Consider the following 23163-nt stretch of genomic DNA (forward strand, 5'->3'; position numbering starts at 1 on the left):
GAAGACAAAGGCTGAGAAAACGCGTAAATAATGGTCAACCTTGCGGCTCAGACACGTCTCAATACGGTAGCGGCGAGTGGGACGGCGATCAGCAAGATCACCGCGGAAGCGAGGATCGAATACCACTGCGGATTCTCGGACGCCCAGGTCACCGGCTCGGGCAACAGCGGATTGACCGACACCGGATTGCCGAAGCACTCGCGCAGACTTCCCGCCACCGACGTCACAGGATTCCAGTTGGCGATCATCCGCAAAGGCCCGGGCAGTGTGGTCGATGGGATGAACGCCGACGAGATGAACGTCAGCGGGAACAGGATGGTGAGCAGCAGACTCTGCGCGGCTTCTGCCGACCCGGCGACCAAACCGCCCACCGCCCCCATCCAGGACATGGCGAATCCGAACAGCAGCGCGATCGCGTAGCCGGCGAGGGCATCGAGAAAACCGGTGTCGATTCGCCATCCGATGGCCAGTCCTGCCAGCGACATGACGATGAGCCCGACGATGTTGACCGTGAGGTCGGAGACCGTGCGGCCGACCACAATGGCCACGCGTGACATCGGCAATGCCCGGAATCGGTCGATCATCCCGGTCTTGATGTCGGTGGCCAGTCCGAGCGCGGTGAAGCCGGCATTGAAAGCAACCGTCTGCGTCATGATCCCGCCGATGAGGAACTCGCGATAACGGTCACCGCCGAGGGCCTCACCGAACACGTACGAGAACAGCAGGACAAACATCAGCGGCTGCAGGACAACACCCAGCAGCATCTGCCAGTTGCGCGAGATGGTGCGCAGGTTGCGGATTGCGAGTACCTCGCAATCCACCAAGAATGTGGCGATGGTGCGACCGCGAGGTGCGGTGACGGGACGGCTCACTTCGAGCTCCGCGCCAGAGCGAGGAAGACATCGTCGAGGGTCGGTGCGCTTGTTGTCGCGTCGACGATCTCGACGCCGGCCTGAGCGAGGTCCGCCACCGCACGTGCCAGGTGCCTGCTGGGTTCCACCGTGGAGAACGTCACGGCGGGCCCATCGGCACCGACCTCGGACATACCCGGGAGCTGGGCGACGATGCCGACCGCCCGGACGGCATCAGCGGGATCGGCCAACTGCAGTCGGACCTGCGCCGTTCCCACGGTTGCCTTGAGTTCTCCGGGGGTGCCGCGGGCGACCACTTCCCCACCGACGATCACGGTGACCGCGTCGGCGAGTTGGTCGGCCTCCTCGAGGTACTGGGTGGTCAGGAGCACCGTTGTCCCCTCACTGACCAGAGTCCGCACCTCCGACCACAATTCGGCACGGCTGATCGGATCCAGGCTCGCTGTCGGCTCGTCCAGCAACAACACAGGCGGTCGGATGATGATGGCGCCTGCCAGGTCGATTCGTCGACGCATCCCACCGGAATACGTTCCCACTCGACGTTTTCCGGCCTCGGCGATTCCGAACTGCTCGAGCAACTCGTGGGTTCTGGCCTTCGATGCCCGTCGGCCCAGCCCGGACAGGCGGGCCACCATCGTCAGATTCTCGATGCCCGTGAGGTTGTCGTCGACTGCGGCGAACTGTCCCGAGAGCCCGATCAGACTCCGTACCTCGTGTGGATTCGTCAGCGCGTCGATCCCGTTGATGCGCACGCTGCCTGCCGTCGGACGCAGCAGTGTTCCGATGATGCGGACGGTGGTTGTCTTACCGGCACCGTTGGGTCCGAGAACACCCATCACGGTCCCTGCGGGAACGTCGAGGTCGATCGACTTCAGCGCATGCACACCCCGGTAACGCATCTGCAGATCGCGGATCTCGATCGCGTTGTCGCCGTGCGGACCTGATCGATCGGGCGAAGCGGCGAGGTTGTTGTCTTTCACTCCTTGCACGCCGGTACGTCGACCGTGATCTGGGGCTCGTCGACGAGCGGCTGTACCGGTACCTGCGGTGTACCCGACGAGGCAGGCTCGTCGAGCTCGTACTTGAGGACCACCGTATTGCCGGCGGGGATCTTCACCTGGCCCGTGACAAAGGGGTGGCCCCGCTCGGTTCCCGACGAGTACAGCATCGGATCTCCGTCCACCGTCACAGATTCGAGGTTCGCGCCGGACGTGGCATAAAGGGTGACCGACGCGAAGTTCGTTCCGTTGGGCAGCTGCAGCTGTGGGTTGCCGAGACTGCCGATCACGTAGGGAGGCAGACTCATGTCCTCGACGGTGTTGGTCAGTTCGACCTCCACCACTGCTTTGCGCCGATCCCCGTCACACTTGTCCGCGCGATAGGTGATCGACCGCTTCAGGAAGTAGTCGATCTTGTTGCCCGCGAGGTTGCCGACCACCACTTCGGCATAGGGCGCATCGGTTTCAGCGACTTCATGCGTCAACCCTGCTGCGGCCAGGAGCTTCTGTTCGCCTTCATCGGCGCTGTACACCATGATCCGTCGTTCGTGCACCCCACGACCCAGCGCCTCGAGCACCTTTCCGGTGTTACCGCGCAGCGCTGTCAGCGATGACACGGCCTTGCGGGCAATCTCTTGCAGGTAGGCCTTGCGCGCAGGGTTGTCGCCACCGAATTGCTTGTACGACGTGGACAACGTGATCTCGGTGACGTTGTCGCCGGTGATGGTTTCACCGCTGGCCAGCTTGACCGGACCGGTGGCCTTGAGCAGGTAGCTCAACGCAACCGGATCCATTGCGACCGCCCCGTCGAGTCGGGTCCCGGACTGCTGCTCCCACATCGACATCCAGATCTGAGCCGCATACGGGAAATGCGCACTGATGTTGCTGTTGCGGACGTCAGTGTAGGGGCGGTTGTAGCCGTAGTTGAAGTCGAACTCCTCGCCGAGATCGACGGGGTCTGCCGGCGGCCGAATGGTGTTGTTGGCGCCCAGATTGTCCACGTTCACCCGGCCGTTCTCGGCGCTCACCACTCCGTACGCACCGAGAAGTCCGCCCGTCGCCCGCGACTCCGCCGGTGTCTGGAAACCGAAGAAGTAGTTGCGTTCGCCGCCCGCGCCGAGCATGGGTGGCAACAGCTGTGCCGCGGTGTCGGTGCCGCGAATGAAGCGAGCCGATTCGGTGAGCTGATCGTGGAGTTCGGCTTGCGCATCGGAGACGACGCCGAGCCAGCTGCCGTCGGTTGCGGCGACGTCCGCCTCGAGTTCCTCGGCCCGCGTAGCGATTTTGCCGAGTTCGGGCTGTGCCTGGGCGAGGGCGACGGTGTTGATGGTGTTGTCTTCGGTGCGCAGACTGTTCGGGTTGATGACATCGGCCAGTTCGGCCGTGGGCACCAGAACGTCCGTGGACAGGCCCTCGACGGACTCGGTCAGGTCTCGTACCGACTGCAACGGATCACCCAGCCACGGCAGCACCGCGACCGCAGACCAGACCGGGTTGTGGGTGTCCCCGTTGGCGGCCTCGGCCTGGACCACTGCGGCATTGGCCTCGCGAACCGCCTTGTCGGTGTCACCGGCGAGGAACGCCCGCTGCGCCGACGACGCGTGACCACGAGCTGATTCGAGCGAGCCCTTGGCACTGAACGCCAGGTACGCGAGATACAGGCCCACCACGACGAGCACCACCAGCACGCCCAGCACCGCCAGGATCCACCACCGCAGCCGGCGCGGCCGGCGTCTCGGTTCGGGCTGGTCGGTCACCGCGTGGGTCAAGGTGTGCTCCTGATGTTCTCGTGGTTGTCGTCGAGGTCGCTGATTGCTGCGTTCGTCAGTTGTGCGACGACGGACATGGCGTCTTCGGTGCCCATTGCGTGGTGGGCGACCGCGATGTTCTCCACGGTCACCCGCCCGTCGATCAACGACCGCCAGTGATCGGGATGCGGATTGTCCTGCGCTGCAACGATGATCGTCGACCGCGGCGCCGCGACATCCGGTTCGTAGGCGGCCGCTGCGGCAATCGCCTCCTCGCACCGGATCCGGTACTGCTCGAATCGGGCTGCGTCGATGGCCCGCAACGACCGCTCCAGGGTCTCGTCCATTCCCGCCGCGGGCTGCATATCGGGCTCCATGCGCGGATCGAGCAGTACTAGTAGATCCACCGAATCACCTGCCGCGGTGAGTTGTTTGGTCATCTCGTGTGCGAGAACGGCTCCGAGTGACCAGCCGAGGAGTCGGTAGGGTCCGTTGGGCTGCCTACGTTTGAGGGTGTCCACATGAGCAGCCGCGATCGCTTCGATGGTGGTGAGATGCGGCGCGGAGACGTCGTCCAAACCGGGCATCTGCAGTCCGAACACAGGAGTGGCCAGGTCACGACCGAGTGGACGGTAGTCGTTCACCAGCCCGCTGACAGGATGGATACACCACAGCGGGGTGCCCGCCCGGTGTGCGGGAGACAACTGCACCACCGACCCGAGTTCTGCGGCGAGATCCTCGTATTTGTCGAGGGCGCCGGCGAGTGCCACCGGCGTGGTGTGTGCAAACAGAACTGCGACAGGGACGGGACGCTCGAGTCGTCGGGTCAGTGCGGCGGCAGCGGCGGTGAGCAGCAGCGAGTTGCCTCCCACCGTGAAGAAGTCGTCGTATATCCCGATGTCGTTGTTGCCCAGTACTTCGCGGAACACCTCGACCACCGCGGTTTCGGTGAGCGTACGCGGCGCACCACCCGACACCGTCCAGGTCGGCTCCGGCAACGCGGCGGTGTCCAGCTTCCCGACAGGGGTGCGGGGCAATTCGGCGACGGGAACGATGGCGGCTGGGACCAGATGGTGTGGCAGACGCTCCACCAGGAGATCGAGGAGGCCGGATGTCGACGACGCATCCTCCGGGCTGCCCACCACGTACGACACCAGCACCGGACCTGTCGGGCCGTTCCGCAGTAACGTCATCGCCGTACGCACTCCGGCCGCGGTCAATGCTGCATCCACTTCGGCCGGCTCGATCCGCTGACCACGTATCTTGACCTGTCGGTCAGCACGGCCCAGATACTCAAGGTCACCACTCTGATGGCGGCGGACGAGGTCGCCGGTGCGGTACATCCGCCCACCGTCGGCTGTTGCCACGAAACGGCATGCCGTCAAGGGCGTGTTGCCCTGGTAGCCCATTGCCAGGGCCGGGCCGGTGAAGTACAGCTCGCCGACTGCCCCGTCGGGTGTCGGTCGCAGGTGACCGTCAAGCACCTTGGCCTGCAACCCCGGTACCGCGGCACCGATGGTGGCCGCACTTTCCGGACGCATCGGTGAATGTGACGTACCCAAAACCGTTGTCTCGGTGGGACCGTAGAGGTTCACCATCATCCGGCCGCGACTCCAGCGGCGGACGAGTTCGGGCGGGCACGTCTCCCCGCCCACGAACACCGTGCGCAGATCAGGCAACGCGGACTCGTCGACGGTCGAGAGAACCGATGGGGTGAGGAAGGTTTGGGTCACTGCGAGCGTCCGGAGGTGGTCGGTGAGTGTCCGGCCGGTGACGTCGTCAGCGGGTACAACTGCCAGTGTGTTTCCCGATCCGAACGCCCACACCATTTCCAGAATGGACGCGTCGAAGCTCGGGCTGGCGACGTGCGCCACGCGCGCACCGGGCTGGGAGACGAAGACCCTGGGTTCCAACAGGTTCCGCAGGCCCAGGTGTGAGACGACAACTCCGTTGGGAAGCCCTGTGGTGCCCGACGTGAACAGTAGATAGGCAGCAGCCTCGGGCGCCGCGTGAATCCACCCCCGTGTCGGCCGGCCGAGTTCTGGTTCAGTGGTCGGTGGCTCGGGTACCGACAGCTGCACAGGACAGTGGCGTCGCGCCGACGGCTGGGCAACGGCGACCTGCGCCCCACTTGTCGCGATCATCCGATCGATCCGTTCGGCCGGGTACCGGGGGTCGATGGGTACGTACACGGCGGCGATACGGGCGATGGCCCAGAACACGGCGACCGATTCCAGACTGCGGGGCAACATCATTGCCACCCGATCACCCGGTCGGACTCCTGCCGAGACGAGTTCGGATGCCAGCACCGACGACCATTGATCCAATTGTGTGTACGTCAGCGCGGTTTCGCCGTCGTCCACGGCGACCGCAACCGGGCGTTCCCGAACCGACCGCTCGAGCATCTGCGTGAGGGTCATCGGCGCCCCGACCGAGGTGAGCGATGACCTCTCCGATCGCTCTTCCTCGGTGCGCAGGTCGGCCGTCTCCAGCGAGACCGAGTGCTCGGAAACCACGAGCCTCAAGGCGAGCTGCCAACGCAAGGCGAGGGTTTCGATGGCGCGCTTGTCGTACAGCGAGTTGGCGTGGGTGAACAGCGCTGTTCCCCGCCCGACCGTGAGCTGCAGGTCGAACTCCGAGTCGGGGCTCAGTTCGTCGGCCACGTGCCCGCCCGGCTCGTCGTTCACCGAGAGGGTCACCTGCACGACGGGGTGCCGGCCCATCTCACGGATCGGATCCTGTTGGGCCACCACCTCATCGAACGGGAGCAGCGCGTTGTCCATGGCGGCCAGGTCGGTGTCGCGGACCAGATGGATGAGGTCATCGGTGGTCAGCCCCGGCCGCAGCACGGTTCGCAAGGCGACGGTGGACACAAACATTCCCACCATGTCGGTCGTCTCGGCGTGGCGCCGGAGCGACACCGGGGTGCCCACGGCGACATCGTCGGTGCCGCACGCGATCGACAACGTCAGCGCGAGAGCAGCGTGATACACGTGGAAGTCACTGACACCGAGTCGTTGTGCCGTGCGGCTCACCGCATCCACGGTGCTCGTCGGCACCGGGACTGCCACGGTCGACGTACTCAGCGATCGCTGCGCGTCGCGCGGTCCGCAGTCGGGGAGTTCGAGGACTCCCGGGTACCCGCGCAGCGCTTGGGCCCAGAAGTCGAGCATCTCGCTGCGCATGAGGTTGTTCGCCACGTGCTGCCAGCGCGCCACCTGGGGGTATGACACCGGTAGCGGCGGCAATTCGCTACCGGCCAGCGCACTTTCGAGATCGCGGCGCAGCACGGGTACCGACTGCCCGTCCATCGCGATGTGGTGGGCAACCACCACCGCGAACCGGTGCCCGTTGGTTCCTACGACTGCGCTACGAACCGGGACGGCCCGTTCGAGGTCAAAGGGCTCGGCGAGAAGGTCCCCGATGACTTCCGCGAGGTCGCGCTCCCCCAGATCGACGACATCGGCCGGTTGATCAATAACACGCTGTTCGGGGGCGCCGCCGTTGTCGGGATAGATCGTTCGCAGGGGCGCATGCCGACCGACAACCTGCTGCCAGGCGTCGACCACATCGTCGTGGGTCGCTCCTGCGGGGACCGCGACGACAACGGGGACGGCATACAGCGGCCGCTCGGGAATCATGCGCTGTACCAGCCACAGTCGCTGCTGCGTCGGCGACAACGGCACCGGCCCGAGATCTGGCGGTGCACCCGGTCCCGTCAATGGAGGCAGTGCTGCGGCGGCACGTTCGCCGGAGCTACTGAGCAGCGCGGCCAGCGCGGCCACCGACGGGGCGGTGAACAGGTGCCGCACCGGAACCGCCGTCCCGGTCTCGTCGGCGATGGTGGCCACCACCTGAGTGGCCGACAGTGAACTGCCGCCGAGGTCGAAGAAGCTGTTGTCGCGGCCCACTTCGTGGATGCCGAGGCCCAGGACTTCGGAAAAGGCTGCAGCCACGACGGGTTCGAGCTCCGACGGTTGTTCGATGAAGGTGGGCGGAAGTAGCGTCGGCTCGGAGGTCAACGCTGCCATACCTGCCGCAGCGGGTTCGAAGCGGCGACTCAGTGACGGGAACGGGCGGTCCGGAGCCGAGACCATGGCGTGCAACAGTTCCAAATAGTCCTCAAGCAGTGCCTCAGCGACGCGTTCGGGAACGGCGGCACCGTGCACCAACGTCAGCGCGAGCCCGCCGTCGGGTGCCGACGCGAGCACCATCTCGAGGTCGAACTTCGCCGCGACGTATTCGGATGCGTCCGAGACGATCTCGATGTCGACGCCCGGCAGGTCGACGTGGTCGGACGACACCTCACCGAGAGCCTCCTGGTGCACGAGGAGTACCGAGATGAGTGGATCCCTGCCGGCGTCCCGACTGCCGGCGTCGCGCACCGAAGTCACCGCCCGAACCACGGCGTCGTACGGCACATCGGCATTCGATTGGGCGGCCAGGTCTGCGTCGCGCACGGTTCGCAACTCGGCCCGGATCGGGCGGCTCACGTCGACCGGCGTGCGAAGCGCGATGGTGTTCACGAACATTCCCACCACCCGCTCCCAGGCCGGGTCGTCTCGGCCCAGTACAGGTGTGCCGATGACGAGGTCGCGGGTGAATCCGTGCTGCGCCAGTACAGCGGTCAAGGCGACGTGCGCGAGGTGGAAGAGCGTGGCGGACTCGGCATGCCCGAGGTCGTTCAGCGCTTCGAGCGCATCAGGCCCGAGCGTGGCGTGGACGGCGCCGCCGATGGCCGACGCGTTGTCGACGAGACCTGGAACGCGGTAAGGCGCATCGACACCCGCGAGGGTTTGCCGCCAGAAAGCGAGCTGCTGGGCGTATCGGCTGCCGGGGTCAGACGGGTCTCCTAGGCGCTGGGCCTGCCACTGGGTGAAGTCGGAGTACGTCAGTTCTGCTGCCGGAGCGCGGCTTCCGGCATAGGCACCGACCAGATCGGCGAGGATGGTCCGCATCGACCACCCATCGGTGGCCACGTGATGCATCGCCAGCACCAGCCAGGTGTCGGATCCGGTGACCACCACCGCGCTGCGGAAGCCGGGTTCGGAGCTCAGATCAAACGGGGCGGTGAGCAGTTCAGCGATCGGGCTGCTGACGTCGTTGTGATCCACCCGGGTGACGGCGGGGGCCTTCGCCGAGTCGAGTCCACCGATCTGTTGCCGTGGTCCACGCGGCGTCTGCGGGTACACCGTGCGGAGGGTGGCGTGTCGGCGTTGCACCTCGACGATGGCATCTGACAGTCGATCGACGTCGACTTCTCCACCCAGTCTCAATACCAAGGGCACCAGATACGCCGTCGACAGCGGATCGATCCGGTTGAGAACCCACAACCGCTGCTGCGGATACGCCAACTCCAGCTCGGCCGGTACCGGCAAGGATCGCGGCGCCACGTCACCCAGCACGGAGGAAGGCAGTCCATCGATGACGGCCGCGAGGGCGGCCAACGTGCGTGCGTCGAGTATGTGGCGGACGGTGACGTCGCGATGGGTCTGGTGCCGTAACCGGCCGACAATTCGGCTGGCGGACAGGGACGTGCCTCCGCTGTCGAAGAACTCGCTGTGTCGACCGACTCTTTCCAGAGGCAGTCCGAGGACGGTTGCCCAGCCCTCCGCCACCGCGATCTCGGTGTCGGTGCGTGGAGCTTCGGTCTGGTGGTGTGTCGGCGCCGGCGCGGGAAGTGACCGCCGGTCCAGTTTCCCACTCGGAGTCACCGGGAAATGGTCGACAACGGTGATGTGGGTGGGTATGTGGGTCGGCGGCAGAATGCTCCGCAGCTGATCTCGAACTCGGTCCGGATCGCATGGCTGATCGGGGTCGGCGATGATCCAGGACGCCAGAACAGGTTCTGGCCCTTGGTGGTACACACCGGTCGCAGCCCGCTCGACACCCCGCAGCGACGTCAGTGCCGCGTCGATCTCGGCCGGTTCGAGCCGGATGCCACGCACCTTGATTTGCTCATCGGCGCGACCGTGGACCACCAGATCACCGGATGCCGTGCGGTGCACCAGGTCACCGGTACGATACATGCGCGTACCGGGGTCTCCGAACGGGTCTGCCACGAAGCGTCCCGCGGTCATTCCGGCGGCTCGGGTGTAACCGCGGGCCAACCCGGTTCCGGCCAGGTACAACTCGCCGATCACGCCCTGCGGCACCGGACGAAGTCTGCGGTCGAGTACGTAGGTGGCTGCCGGCCCCGTGGCTCTGCCGATGGGAATCGGTCCCCGCGGTTCCACTGCCGGATTCGCCGTCGCCACGATGGTGGCCTCGGTGGGACCGTAGAAGTTGACAACTCTGCGCCCTGACACCCACTGCTGCGCAATTGCATTCGGCAGCGATTCCCCGCCGGTGGCAACCACCTGCACCGTGTCGACCATCGCAGGTTCGACCGTTGCCATCACGGCGGGTGTGGAGAAGAAGTGGGTGATCGCGGCGTCGTTGAGCAACGCCGTCAGTTCCCGTCCGCCGATCACGGTCGGTGGGCACACGACCACCGTGGCGCCCACTGTGAACGCAGGCAGCAACTCGACGAGGTGGGCATCAAACGACGTGGAGTAGTTGTGCAGCACTCGGCCGGTCGCGGTCAGACCCACGTGCTCGATCACTGCGTTCACCAGCGGAGCGATCCCCTGCTGGGTGACGCTGACGCCCTTGGGTTCGCCGGTTGATCCCGACGTGAAGATCACGTACGCAACATCATCCGGGCGGATGGGTCGAGTCCGCTCATCGGCGGCAAAGCCAGATGTGAAGCGGGCATGATCGGCAGGCGTGCCCGCGATGATGTCGGCGAGTGACAGCCAGTCGACCCCGGGGACGTCGGGACCATCGCCGGGTGCGTAGAGACCTGCCACTGCTCCGGATTGGTCCACCATGCGACGCCGACGGGTATCCGGGTCATCGACACCGAGGGTGACAAACGCGGCGCCGGTCTTGGCTGTTGCCCACGTCGCGATGATCGACCACGCGGATCTGTGCGCGCAGATCGCCACCACGTCTCCCGGACCGATGCCTCTGCCGATCAGCGTTCGTGCGACCTGGGTGCTCACCACGTCGAGATCGCGGTAGGTCAGCATCCACGGGCCGTCCTCGACCGCCACCGCCGCCGGGCTCGAGACCGTCCCTCGGCGTAGCAGATCCGGCAATGGTTCCCACACGTCGAAGGCGGGTACAACATCGAGATCGCCGGGCGCTGCGCCTAGGTGGTCTGCAGGCGGTCGCGCCGGGTCGGTGACCACGTCTTGCAGCAAGGCGATCAGTCGGGTGAGGAACAATTTGGCGTCGGGCTGGTCGATGCGCGCTGAGTCGAAGGCGAGCCGCACGACGAGGGCACCGCCACGTTCCTCCATCATCAGGTCGAGGCCGAACCGCGACGGCAGTTGCAGGGCGCGGTCTCCGCCGGGGTCTCGGTGGGGCCCGTCCGTGAGTGCCCCGTCGGTGACCGCGCTACCCAGGTCGGCGAGGAAGACGTCGACCACCGGTCGCGAGCCCCGTCGATGATCTGGATCGGCGAGCCCGGCGACCAGATCGGCGGGGTATGCAGAGTGCGCGAAGCTGTCCAGATCTGTCCGTGTGACCTCGCGCAGGGTCGCCGAGAACGGCCTGTTGATGTCGATGTTGTTGCGCAGCAGCACGGTTCGAGCCAGCATCCCGACGGTATCCGCGAACTCTGTCGCGTCCCGTCCGGAGACAACGGTTCCGATGATCACATCGGGGTCATCGCCCAGGCGTGCCAGCAGGACGGCCAATGCAGCATGCACGGTCATGAACGTCGAAGTGTTGTGTGCCGCCGCCTGCTCACGAAGCCGCTGGTGCTGCTCAGGGTCGAGCTGGACTTCGATCGTCGGGCCCGGTCGAGATTCGTGGGCCGGCGGGCGCAGGCCGGGTAGTGCTGGTCGGGCCACTGGTTCGGCGAACACGCGCTCCCAGAACCGTTGCAGTATCTCGCCGTTGTGGCTCAGAACGTCGGAGGACCAAGCCGTGTAGTCCCCGTAGTCGAGCGCACCATCGGGTAGGGACTCGCCGCCTGTCAACGCTGCGAGCTCCTTGTGCAGGACTCGGACCGACTCCCCGTCCACCGCGATGTGGTGGACAACCACCGCGAGTTGCCTACCGTGCGTCGGCGATTCGAACAACGCTACTCGCCACGGGAGTTCGCTGGTCAGATCGAACGGGCCGTTGAGCATCTCGAGCGCAGATTCGGGATCGGCGACCACATGACCGGTCACGTCGATATCGACCGTGCCGCTGTCCCGGAGTTCTTGATACGGGCCGCCGGCATCGGCGGGGAAGCTCGTGCGCAAGCTCTCGTGGCGGTCAACGAGTGTTTCCATGAGCGAGGACAACTCATTGACGGGCATGTCTCCGCCGGGGATGAGCGCGCTCAGGTTGTAATCGGTACGTGCCGGGTCCACCTGCCAGTGGAGCCACAGTGCCTGCTGCTGCGGCGTGAGCTCCAGTCGTGATGGACGTGGATGCGCGGCCGGCGCGGTCATCGGGAGTCGGTTGCGGCCGGAAACGTCGACGCCGCTGTCGATGTACTCCGCGAGCAATCCGACGGTGGGGCAATCGAACACCGATCGCACGGCCAGGTCAGCGCCTGTGAGCGCTGCGACGTGCGAGGCGAGTCGCGCCGCCGACAGCGAATTGCCGCCCTGTTCGAAGAAGTTGGTGTCGGGGCCCAGTTCGTCGGCTGACAACCCGAGCACATCGGCGACTGCCGCGGCGACCACAACCTCGGATCCCTCGAGTGCCCGTGATGCGACCGGCGCGGAGATTGCCGGGAGTCTTGCGGCGTCGAGTTTCCCGGTGGATGTGAGCGGCCAGTCGGCGACGACCTGGACTTGGGCGGGAACCAGATGCGCCGGCAAGGCGGCGGCGCAGGCCGACCGCAGCGACGTGGGGTCCGGACTCGGCATCGCCTCGTCAGCGATGACGTATCCGATCAACATCTCGTCGCCCTGGCGATCGGTCTCGCGCAGCAGCACTTTGGCGTCGCTGACTCCGGGCTGGGCCCGCAGCACTGCCGCGATCTCGCCCGGTTCGATGCGGTGCCCGCGAATCTTCAGTTGCTGATCGCCGCGACCGAGGTATTCGAGTCGACCGCCGTCGACCCACCGGGCCAGATCGCCGGTTCGGTACATCCGGCTTCCGGGCGGCCCGCACGGTGAGGGAACAAATCGGGTGGCGGTGAGGTCTGGCCGGCCGAGGTAGCCGGCGGTGATCTGGGGCCCGGTGGCATACAGCTCTCCGGTGGCACCGATCGGCTGCGGTCGGAGGTATCGGTCGAGTACCACGAGGCCCGCGCTCGGCAGCGCCACTCCGATGAGACTGCGCGAATCGGAGGTGTCGACGTCCGTGACGGACAGGTGCACCGTGGTCTCGGTGATGCCGTACATGTTGACCAAGCGCACCTCGGGATGCCGAGAATGCCAGTGCGACAACGCCTTGGGGTCAAGCGCTTCGCCACCGAACAACACCAGGCGCAATGACTCAGGCAGGTCGTCGCCCGGTAGCTGCACGAGTCGCGAGAAGGCCGTCGGTGTCTGATTCAGGATGGTGACTTCGTGGCGTGCCAGCAGACCCACCAGGTGATGGGGATCCCGAGCGGTGTCGTGATCCACCACCACCAGTCTGCCGCCAGAAGTCAACGCACCGAAGATCTCCCATACAGAGAAGTCGAAGGCGCCCGAGTGGAACCAGGTCCACACGTCGTCGGCACTCGCCCCGATCTCTGATTGGGCGGTGCTCAGGAGTGTGGCCATGTTCGACCGGGTGACCATCACGCCTTTGGGCTTCCCAGTGGATCCAGATGTGTAGATCACGTACGCGGTATCACCGGGTGTGGCTGTGACGCGGTCTATCTCATCAAAGCTTCGACGTGCCGCCCAGTCCAGCGTTGCGAGGTCGAGAACGGCCGGCATCTCCGCGTCGACCTGATCCAGTACCCCGCCGGCACCGATGATTGCTGTCGGCCTGGCATCGGCGATGATGGTCCTGACCCGCTCGGCCGGGTACGTCGGATCGACGGGTACGTAGCCCCCGCCGACAATCAGGATGCCGAGCATGGCTGACACCGTGTCGGCCCGCCGGTCGGCGATCACGGCGACGAGGTCGCCGCGCTGCACACCACGCGACCTCAGTTCATGCGCTATGGCAGCCGCCTGGGTGATGAGACCGGAATAGGTGAGGTTGCCTGTGACATCGACCAGCGCAATCGATTCGGGCGCCTGGCGGGCTTGATCGATGATGCGTTCCACCACATCGGCGTACTGGTGTGCACCATCGACCAATGGCCGCGGTGATGCTACGGGCATGTGATGGTCGGTGGGGCGGGTCAGCGTATGCATCGTGGTGACGCCCGGCTCCACCGTCTCGGAAAGGGCCTGCACTGTCTGGAGAAAAGTGTCAGCGAACTGCGCTGCCATCGCGGGCCGCACATGCCACAGGCCGTAACTCAGCGTGAGATGCATCGGGTTGCCATCACCGTGGTCGGTGATGGTGAACTCGAGTGGAACTCGCGCCTGGCCGACGCGTATCGGCGTCAACGAGATGTCGCTGTCGGAGACCGGCGCCGGCTGGTAGGCGACCATGACGTCGAGATAGGCGTCCGAATCGAGGGTTCGCGGTGGCGCCAGGCGTTCTTTGACCTCTTCGAACGAGACCTCCGAGTGCGCGAGAGCTTGTGTGACCACTTCGCGACTCTGTGAAATGGACTCGCGGACAGTCATTCCCGGGTCCACTCGGCTACGTAGCACCACGGTCTGGACGAACATGCCGACCGCGGTCATCATCTCCCGGGTACGCCCGGCCGTGGGGGTCCCGATCACGATGTCGTCGGTCCCGGTGAACAGACCAATCGTCGCGGCCAGGGCGGCGTGCAACACGTGGAAGACGCTTGCACTCTCCGCGGCAGCAATGCGCTGCAACGCGTCCCGAATCTCCGCCGGCACCGGGACGTCCAGGTAGTCGGCGGGTTCTGGACCGGGAGGCACGGTTGCGGTCTTCGACTCGAACGGTAGTTGCAGATGGATCGGGGCACCGTCGAGCACGTGCGACCAATGCTCGAGATGCCGACTCCGATGGTCGGTGGAGCGTGGGGGCGTACCCAGCTCCTTGGCCATGCGCCAGGCGTGATCACGGTACTGGGCCGCCGGCGCCGGCCATTCCGGCGCAGCCCCTGCCAGGCGAGCCCGCAAAGCGGTCGCGAAGTCCTCGGCGAGTACGGTCATCGACCATCCGTCGACGGCCACGTGGTGCGCGACCAGCAACAGCCGAAGACTTCCGCCACCGCCTGCCGCGAACAGTTCCGCGCGCCATGGCAATTCGGTTGCGAGGTCGAACGGCCGTAGCGCCTCGGCATGAACGTTGGCAGCCGCGTGCGATTCTGGCAGTGGGCGGGGGTGAGCCAGGGCAGCAAGTCGAGTGCGAACCTGATCGAGCGGCACCAGACCTGGCTGCGGGAACCCATCGTTGTCGGCCAGCACCGTGCGCAGGACTTCGTGTCGCGCAACCACATCGGTCAACGCGTCGATGACGGTGCGCGGCGATGCCTCGGATGGCAGATCGAGGACGGCGGGCAGGTGGTAGACGGCGCTACCTTCATCGATCCGGCTCAGTGCCCACAGCGCCCGCTGCTGAGCGGTGGCGGGCGGTGCGGCAGACCCGTGCGACTCCTCGGCGGCGGGTGTAGCGCGCGGACGTGCTGCGTCGACGGACACTTGCAGGTCTGCGATGGACGGCGCCTCGGCCACCATCCGCACACTGACATCGCGGCCAGTGCGTTCGGTCAGCAAGAGCGCGATATGCATGGCCGACAACGAGTTCGCACCGACGTCGAAGAGGCCGGCCTCCGGGCTCAGACTGGTCGGCGGCACTCCCAGGACCTCGGCGATCACCTCTGCCACAGGCAGCACCGCATTGCCCTCGGCGGCGACCGCACCTCGCGTATCGGGGGTTGGCAGCGCGCGGAGATCCCTCTTCCCCGAGGCGTTCAGCGGCCAGGTGTCCACCACGACAATCCGCGATGGGACGAGGTATCCCGGTAGGACGGTGAGCGCCGCGTCACGCAGTTCACTCTCGCTCGGCGCCTGGCCGGCGAGGTCAGTTCGAAGACGAACATAGCCGACGATGTCGCTGCCGACCGCGGTATCACTGTTGCGGATGACCACTTCCGCTTCGGCCACGGCGGGCAAGGTCTGGAGCGCGTTGACGACATCGCCTGGCTCGACGCGGAATCCACGCACCTGCACCTGACGATCCGACCGACCCCGGTATTCGAGCTTGCCGTCCACGGTGCGTCGCACGATGTCACCGCTGCGGTACATCCTTCCGCCACCCGACTGTGCCGAGCAGGCGACGAACCGTTCGGCAGTCAAACCGGGCCGCCCCACGTAACCGCGAGTGATCTGGGGTCCGCACGCGTACAACTCGCCCCATACTCCGACCGGAACCGGCTGCAGCCAGCGGTCGAGAATCAGAAGTGTGGTGCCACGAAGCGGGTCGCCAATCAATGATCGATGGTCTGTGGGGTCGGTCTCTCCGATTGTCAGGTGCACCGTGGTCTCGGTGATGCCGTACATGTTGGACAGCAGCACGTCGCGGCCGAATGCGCTGTGCCAGCTCATCAGGCGGGACGGGTGCAACGCCTCACCGGCGAAGACGACAGCTCGAAGGGCACCTGGGTCGGTGTCTCGAACTGCCACTGCAGCAAGCGGATAGAACGCCGAGGGCGTCTGCGACAGGATGGTCACCCCGTGTGTGCGCAGGAAGGGCCACAGCGCTTGGGGGTCGCGCACGGTTTCCTGGTCGGCCAGAACAACGCGGGCTCCGGTTGTCCATGCGGCGAAGATCTCGAATACAGAGACGTCGAACGCAGTGGAGTGCGTACAGCTGAACACGTCGCCGGGGCCGAAGTCGTAGCTGGTTCGGGCGGCGTCGAGCAAGGCAGCCACGTTCGCGTGGGTGACGGCCACACCTTTGGGACGGCCGGTGGATCCTGAGGTGAAGATGACGTAGGCGAGGTCGTCGCCGGCGACATCCACTATGGGAGCAACGACGTTGTGGTCAACGGCTGCCCGGTCTTGGTCTACGTCGAAAATGTTCGCGTCGGCGGGAACACTGCACCGGGTTCGCGAATCAACCAGCACTGTCGCCGGTTTGGCGTCCTCGATGATCGCCGCGATGCGCTGCTGCGGATACTCCGGATCGATCGGCACATAGGCAGCGCCGGCGAACATGGCAGCCAGCTGGGCGACGAGCGCATCTGGGTGACGCGGTAGCGCGATGCCGACCAGGTCGCCGCGACGGACCCCGGCCGTTCGGAGCCCGGCTGCCAGCTGCTCGGCACGCCTGATCAACTCGTCGTAGTTCACGACCTGATCGCCGAAAACCAATGCCGGAGCGAGCGGATCTCGATCCGCTGCGGCGCGTACCTGCTGGACGAGCGACGCGTGGCTACGAGGAATTGGCGCTTCGAGCGAGTGATGCTCCCCGGAACCAGTTCCCCGCTGGTCGACTGGGGACGTGCGAGTGATTGGGCAAGCGCGGTGACGTACGAGTGGCACATCGCCGCCGCGATGGCGCCACTGAAAAGATCACTGCGGTAGGTCAACTCCACCCGGAGGCCATCCGCGGTGTCGTCCACGATCCACTGCAGCGGAATACGGGCGTGCCGGGGGTCCTTAGGATGGAACTCGATCTGGAGGCCGTCGACGTCCCATCGGCCGACCGGCTGGTTTTGATACGTGAGCAACACGTCGGACAGCGGCGCCGTGGTGATGTCGCGCTGCGGTTCGACCGCGGCGGCCACATCGGCGAACGGGACGTCGGCGTTACCGAGCGCGAACGCCAAACCGTCGGCGGACTGCTCCAGAACCTGCTCGAACGATGTCGTGGGGCCGAGGGTGGAACGTATCGCCACGGGGTTCACGTACATCCCGACGGCGGTGTCGAGTTCCGGTCGACTCCGACCTGCCTGCGGTACCACCACCACCAAGTCGTTGGAGCCGGTGAACCGCGCCAACGTCACCGCAAGCGTGGCGTGGAGCCAGGCGAAGGTGCTGATCCCCCGCTCGGTGGCAGCATCGCGCAGCGCTGCGGTGATCTGCGTGCCGAGCGTTCGTCTCTCCACCGCAGCAGGTGCCGGAACATGCCGATCCCGCACGGCCGGCCGGTCGATCGGCAACTCAGGACGAGTCGGTAGGTCACCCAGCCGGCGTTTCCACCGTTCCAATTGCTCTGCCGCGCTCCTGGTTTCGTCACCGCTGGCCGCGGCAGTGGCATCGATGTACTGCGTGACCGGTGCCCACGACGGAGCGTGGCCGTCGACACGCGATTGATAAGCCGTTGCCAGATCATCGACGAGGACACCCAGTGACCACCCGTCCACCGCAGCGTGGTGGGAGCGGACAGTCAAACGGTGGTGGTCAGCGCTGATGCGAGAGAGCTCCAGCAGCAGCGGCGGCCGTGACGTGGTGTCGATCAGTTGCTCAGAGACGCTCACATCGCTCGTGGCGTCGTCAGTCTTGAAACCGTTGTCGGCGAGAGCTTCTCGAACGGTGACGACGTCCTGCCAGGCAGTGCCGTCGGGCTCGAGGCGGATGATGGTGCGCAGCGCTTCGTGACGGTCTATGACGTCTGCGATGGCAGCCATCAGCGCATCGCGATGCAGCGCCCCTTTCAACTCGACATCGGCTTCGAGGTGGTTCGCGGTGGAACCCGGGTCGAGGCGGTCAGCCAGGACCATCGAAATCTGTCCCGACGATGCGGGTGGCCGTGGCGGACGTGGTCGATGTGCGTCAGCGGGCGAAACCGACTTCGTGAATTGCTCCACCAACAGCGCCAATTCGGCAAGGTCGCCGGCCTCGAGAACTTCGCGAACGCCGATCGCGTTTCCTGTCGACGCACCGATGCGCGCCGAGATCCGGGTGGCGTCGAGCGACGAGCCGCCCAGTGCGAGCAGGTCGTCGTACATGGACGGTTCGTCTATGCCGACAGTTTGCGAAACCACTTGTGCAACGAGTTGCTCGGCCGGGGTCTGTGCAGCCCGGTGGGGACGCTGGTTGGCAGTCGAAGGGTGGGGCAACGCTTCTCGGTCGAGTTTGCCGGAGGGCGTCACCGGCAGCGCTCTCATCACGACAACGTGGGCCGGCCACATCGACGTCGGCAGACGCCTACTCAGGTGCTTGCGGATGCGGGTGGCGAGACGGCGATCGTCTAGGTGCGAGGAGACGTATAACGCCAGCGCCTCGGTGTCACCCGAACCGACGACCACGGCTACCGCCTGGTGCACGTCGGGATGCGTCTCGGCAGCCATCGCGATTTCACCCGGTTCGATCCTGACGCCCCGGATCTGCACCTGGTCGTCGCTGCGTCCCGCGTAGTGCAGCCGGCCTGAGGTCGAGTCCCGTCGGACGCGGTCGCCGGTGCGGTACATCCGCTGCCCGGCAACTCCCCAGGGGTTGGCGACGAAAGCGGTTGCGGTGACATCAGATTGGCCCGCGTACCCCGATGCGAGACCCGGGCCTGCGAGGTAGAGATCGCCGATCACGTCGGACGGGACGGGCCTCAGCTGGTTGTCGAGGACGTAGCAGGTCGCGTCGGTGATCGCGGTCCCGATTGCCGGCGGTTCGTCGAGGGGACGCAATGGTGCGCTCGCCGTCGCCATGATGGTTGCTTCTGCGGGACCGTAGAGGTTCAGGACCGTCCGGTCGCTCCACCACCGTCGGACGAGGTCTGGTGGGCACGCCTCTCCGGCGAGCATGAGGGTGGAGCAGACGTCGGCGGGGAGCCCCACTGGGTCGACCGTGGCAAGAACGCTCGGCGTGATCACCGAATGTGTGATCGATGCGGCGGTGAGGAACTCGGCCAGTTCCTGGCCACCGACCACGTTCGACGGTGCCGGACAGAGTGCGGCGCCACCCGATGCGGCCAGCAGCATCTCGAAGATCGACGCGTCGAATGCCGGAGAAGCGAGTCCGGACACCCGCGCGTTCTCGTCAATTCCGAGCGCTCGCTGATGCGCCATCAGAGCAGCGAGCCCCCGGTGGGTGACCTCGACGCCCTTCGGTGCGCCGGTGGAGCCAGATGTGTAGACGACGTAGGCGATGTCGTCGAGCGTCAATGGGCGCTCGAGCTCGATCGGAGTGTCTGGGGTGTCTGTGAGGTCGACGTCGCTCAGGTCCCACCACTGGGCTGTGTCGCCCGGTGTGGCTCCCCCGCGCGACGTCAGGATTCTCACCGGGTTCGATTGAGCCAGTTGCCTGTCGATACGGGAGGCCGGGTGCGCCGGGTCGATCTGCAGCACAGTGGCACCGGTGCGGGCCACCGCCCAGAAGGCCAGCACCTGGTCGAGTCCACGGCCGGTTGCGATCGCGACGGTTGTACCCGGGATGGCGCCAGCATCTTTCAGACGGTTTGCGAGCCTGCGTGATCGTTCGGCCAGCACCCGGTAGGTCCAGTGCGCCCAACCCGCGTGGAGCGCGGGGCGATCGCCGTACCGAGCCGCTGCAGCATCGAGCAGTTCAGGTAGTTTCTGGCCGACAACCGCCGGCGTCGAAGTGATTGTCAGGCGCGATAAATCGTCATCTGACTCCAGCGCGATGTCCGCGAAAGATCTTGCGGGGTCGTCGATGGCGGTAGTCGCAACCTCGCGGATGAATCGGAGCAGCCGACGGTGGTGGCCTTCCAATTCTTCTGAGGAGTAGCGATTCGGGTTGGCCTCCAAGTCGAACCGCAGTTCGCTGGGCGCTGAGGGATTTCCGGTGCGGTAGAGGTTGACGGCGAGGTCATCGACCGCGCTGGTGGACAACACGTGTAGGGATCCGGCCACGTCGCCGAAATTGATCTTGTCGACGGTGAGCATGAGGTTCAGTAGCGGCCCGGTGAACTGCCGGTTGGGCAGCACTGCGGAGTCGCGTGGCATGGCCTGGGCCATGTCCTCGAACCGGAAGCGTTGGTGCCGCAACGCACCCATCATCGCTGCCTGGGTGGAGGTGATCGCCGCACGTATGGTGGTGCGGCTTCCGATACCCGTGCGAACGGGGACGACGTTGGACACCGTGCTGAAGGTCTTGCGCAGCAACGCAGTTGTGCGCGCGGCAACGGGCAGGCTGAGACTTACGTCGTCCTGCCCGGAGATCCCAGCGAGATAGCCAGACACCGCCACGGCGATGAGGACCGGCATCGTTGTGCGGAGTTCCGTCTCAGCCTGGGCGAGCAATGCCGCGGTGTCGGGTGGAAGCAGTGCGGAGTGACGACGTGGTGATGGATCGGGTTGTCCGGTGCGGTGCGCAAGACTGATCGGCGGTCCGATGCCGTCCAGTTGCTCGGCCCAGTACGCCCGGTCTTTCTCGAACCGCGGCGATTCGCGATAGTCGACATCGGTTTGCGCCAACCCGGACAGGTCCGATTCCGGTGGGAGGTTGAGGGAACCGTCCTCCGAGCGTTCGTTGTAGGCGGCGACGATGAGTTGCAGCGAACGGAATGCGCCTGCCCCGTCGAACGTCAGGTGGTGGCCGCGCATGTAGTACAGCCACCGGTCGTCTGCCACGCGCAGTATTGCCGACGCCATCAGTCTGTCGTGGAAGACGTCGAGTGGGCGCGTGTAGTCGTCGCGCATCCACTGGTGGCCGGCCGCGTCCGGATCGGGTTCGGTACGCAGGTCTTTCATCGTGATGTGGTCGCTGAGGCCACGGTCGATGACCTGCTCGATGCCACGCTCGGTCTGTTCGAAGTGGGTGAACGCTATCCCGGTTTGCCGTGCCACTCCGAGCGTGACCGCCCGCAGCAGCTCGGCGTCCAGGTTGCCTGTGATTTCGATACACAGCGCAATGTTGATGGGACACAGAGGAGTTGCCTGCTGCGCAGCCCACAGGGCGCGCTGTGCGCGCGTCAGTGGCTGCCGCAGCACCTGCCCCACAGAAGGCCCCTCCTCACGGTCATCGAGGCGTCGAATCACCTATGTGAAGGCGCTGACTCGAGAACCGCCTCGATGTCTTGATGCTTCGGAGCCTTCTTGCCGAATCGACTGAAGAATCCGGGCTTCTTCATCACGTCGGTGGAGCTGTAGTAGTAGCCGTACTTGTACGCGCCACCGCGAGTCGGGACATCGGTGAGAACGACACCGATCAGCTTGGCTTGCACGGCTTCGAGCTGTTCGATGCAAGCCGCGACGTCGGGGATACGGGATTGGTTCGCCCGTGCAACCAGGACAACGCCGTCTGCCCACTGAGCCAACACTGCTGCGTCGGTAACGGGAAGAAGCGGTGGCGAGTCGATGATGACGTAGTCGAACATTGCCGACAGGTTCTCAATGCCCTGGCCGGCCTTTTTCGAACCGAGTAGCTCGGCTGGATTCGGAGGCTGAGGACCACTCGCGAGGATCTGCAGTCCGCTAACCTCACTCGGCTGCAGCAAGTCGGCCATGGAACCGTCGCCCTTGAGGTAGTTCGTCAGGCCGATATCGCCCATGCCGCCTGTGCGGTGGTACACCTGCGGACGCCGAAGATCTGCGTCGACCAGAACCACACGCTTACCGGTCTCGGCGAGGGCAGCGGCCAAGTTCATCGCAGTGGTTGTCTTCCCTTCCGCTGCCAGCGCGCTCGTGACGACAATGCGCCTCGACGGATTGTCGACACTGGTGAACGACAGATTGGTCCGAAGCTTGCGATAGGCCTCAGCAGCAAGCGTGGCACCTGAGCCGAAGTTGATCAGACCTTGCTTCTTCAGCAATTCATCTGAGGGCACAGCAGCGAGAACTGGCGCGTCCGTCACTTCTGCAAGCTCTTCCTCGTTACGCACTTTGTTGTTGTAACGATCTCGCCCGAACACAACCGCAAGGCCGGCGAGCAACCCGATGACGAGCCCTAGAGCGGTGTTCCGTTCTGTTTTCGGCGAGATCGGGCTATCGCTCTCGGAGGCGGGGGTGATCACCGTCAGCTTTGCGAGCGGGACCCGCCCGCCGGCGGGTGTTTCGAGCCGCTCAACATAGGTGGTCATCGACTCAGCCACCGCATTCGCGAGGTCGGCCGCAGTCGATTTGTCAGTGTTCTGGGCAGAAATGTTGAGAAGGACTGTCTCAGGCGTCGTAGATGCGCTGAGAGCTGCCCTCGCTTCGCCAAGTGACAGCGGCACTCCGCCGGTCCCGATAACAGGGGCCACAACGCCGTCGGAGTCAACGAGTTTCACATAGGACATCACGCGCTGCTGAGACGCCAACGAGCCTTGGTAGGCGGTCTGGGCACTCGCCTCATTGCCGGAAGTGACATACAGCGTCGCCGTCGACTTGTAAACGGGCTTCTGCAACATGCTGTAGACCAGCGCCACCGCGCCACAGAGCAAGGCAAGCGTCAAGATTACTATCCACCCGCGTTTAACCACACCCACAGCTGAACGCAGCGAGTCCCTTCCCAGTTCCGGCAGGTGTTGAGGTGTCTCTTTCATAGACTAGGTCTCCTAGAATTCCGCGCGCTGACATGATTTGTCGATTGCTGCCAGGGCGTCAGTCCAGACAGTGCTATTAGCGCCGACACACACCCCGCTACCTGA

6 protein-coding genes are annotated in these 23163 nt (G+C 65.4%); all 6 read right to left on the reverse strand.

Annotated features, from left to right (window positions below; genetic code table 11):
* Window positions 1-47: 47 nt before the first annotated feature.
* Genes MVA47_RS23440 through MVA47_RS23465 form a run of 6 tightly spaced genes read right to left on the reverse strand, consistent with a single transcriptional unit; the run spans window position 48 to window position 23058 of the window.
* On the reverse strand, window positions 48-872 hold the full coding sequence (locus MVA47_RS23440; RefSeq protein ID WP_247210071.1) for an ABC transporter permease: 825 nt from the start codon (window positions 870-872) through the stop codon (window positions 48-50).
* Window positions 869-1852, reverse strand: coding sequence for an ATP-binding cassette domain-containing protein (locus tag MVA47_RS23445; protein WP_247210072.1), 984 nt, complete (start codon window positions 1850-1852; stop codon window positions 869-871). Before MVA47_RS23445 ends, MVA47_RS23440 begins: the two co-directional genes overlap by 4 nt.
* Complete coding sequence (locus MVA47_RS23450; protein ID WP_247210073.1) at window positions 1849-3639, reverse strand: DUF4012 domain-containing protein; 1791 nt, start codon at window positions 3637-3639, stop codon at window positions 1849-1851. Before MVA47_RS23450 ends, MVA47_RS23445 begins: the two co-directional genes overlap by 4 nt.
* Window positions 3636-17009 (reverse strand): non-ribosomal peptide synthetase, encoded by a 13374-nt coding sequence (locus tag MVA47_RS23455; RefSeq protein WP_247210074.1) that lies wholly within the window; start codon window positions 17007-17009, stop codon window positions 3636-3638. The genes MVA47_RS23450 and MVA47_RS23455 overlap by 4 nt, the downstream gene beginning before the upstream one ends.
* On the reverse strand, window positions 16985-21535 hold the full coding sequence (locus MVA47_RS23460; RefSeq protein WP_247210075.1) for a non-ribosomal peptide synthetase: 4551 nt from the start codon (window positions 21533-21535) through the stop codon (window positions 16985-16987). Before MVA47_RS23460 ends, MVA47_RS23455 begins: the two co-directional genes overlap by 25 nt.
* Window positions 21536-21570: 35 nt before the next feature.
* Window positions 21571-23058: a polysaccharide biosynthesis tyrosine autokinase gene (locus tag MVA47_RS23465; RefSeq protein ID WP_247210076.1), complete on the reverse strand. Its 1488-nt coding sequence runs from the start codon at window positions 23056-23058 to the stop codon at window positions 21571-21573.
* Window positions 23059-23163 lie beyond the last annotated feature (105 nt).

The sequence above is a fragment of the Williamsia sp. DF01-3 genome, assembly GCF_023051145.1.
GTDB lineage: Bacteria > Actinomycetota > Actinomycetes > Mycobacteriales > Mycobacteriaceae > Williamsia.

Coding starts and splice junctions, on each gene's coding strand:
- MVA47_RS23465 (WP_247210076.1), bottom strand. CDS start 23,058: ATGAAAGAGACACCTCAACACCTGCCGGAACTGGGAAGGGACTCGCTG.